Here is a 742-nt window from a genome sequence, read left to right on the forward strand (position 1 = left end):
TCAAAGCAAGTCAAAGGCCTAGCCTTTTGAGGCTTGACGAATGCCATTTATCACATCAAAAGGAGAACATATGCAATTTCAAAGAGATCAACGACAGATATTCTCGATCCGTAAGTTTAAGGCTTACGGGGCGGCATCTGTCCTTCTAGGGTTGATGACCCTAGGGGTCAATGACAAGGCTCTGGCTGAGCAGATAGCTAAAGCCCAGGGCTCGCCTGAATCTGGTGAGGCAACCCAAGGAACCTCTCCAACGACCAGCGACACCCTTGAGACGGAAAACTTGGTCATCACCCAAGCCGACGCTCAAGTCCCAACGACACCAGCACAAGCTGATAAGGCGCCAGAAGCCCCTGTCGCACCAAGTGTGGAAGCAGCTGCCCCTCAAGCCAGCTATGCCAAGCAGCTAGAGACAGCACGCCAAAAAGCCCTCAAGGAGCTAGAAGCCCTAAAAGGTGACCTAGATCACGATAGCTACACCAGCTACAGCAACCAGATAAAGGCAGCAACAGATACAGACGCCTTCGATCGCATCTTCAAGCGTGCCAAGGACAAGGTTGAAGCGCAAAAGCAAGCTGCTGCAAAAGCGGCTCAAAAAGCCAAAGAAACAGCTCCAGCAACAGCAGAGACGACAGATGCTCTAGCCTCAGAGGATACTAGCAACCTCAGCTATAAAGAACGCTTAGCGTCGGCTAGAGCCAAAGCCCTAAGCCAGCTAGATGCCTTCAAGGCTGACTTGTCAGCG

Annotated in this window: 1 protein-coding gene; it reads left to right on the plus strand. The window is 51.8% G+C overall.

Going from position 1 to position 742, the window contains the following annotated elements; translation table 11 throughout:
- Nucleotides 1-70: 70 nt before the first annotated feature.
- A partial coding sequence (locus ACMZ6Z_RS09535; protein ID WP_416132281.1) for a YSIRK-type signal peptide-containing protein occupies nt 71-742 on the plus strand: 672 nt, incomplete at its 3' end.

Origin of the sequence: Streptococcus pluranimalium (assembly GCF_047785705.1) — a bacterium.
Taxonomy (GTDB): Bacteria; Bacillota; Bacilli; order Lactobacillales; family Streptococcaceae; genus Streptococcus; species Streptococcus pluranimalium_A.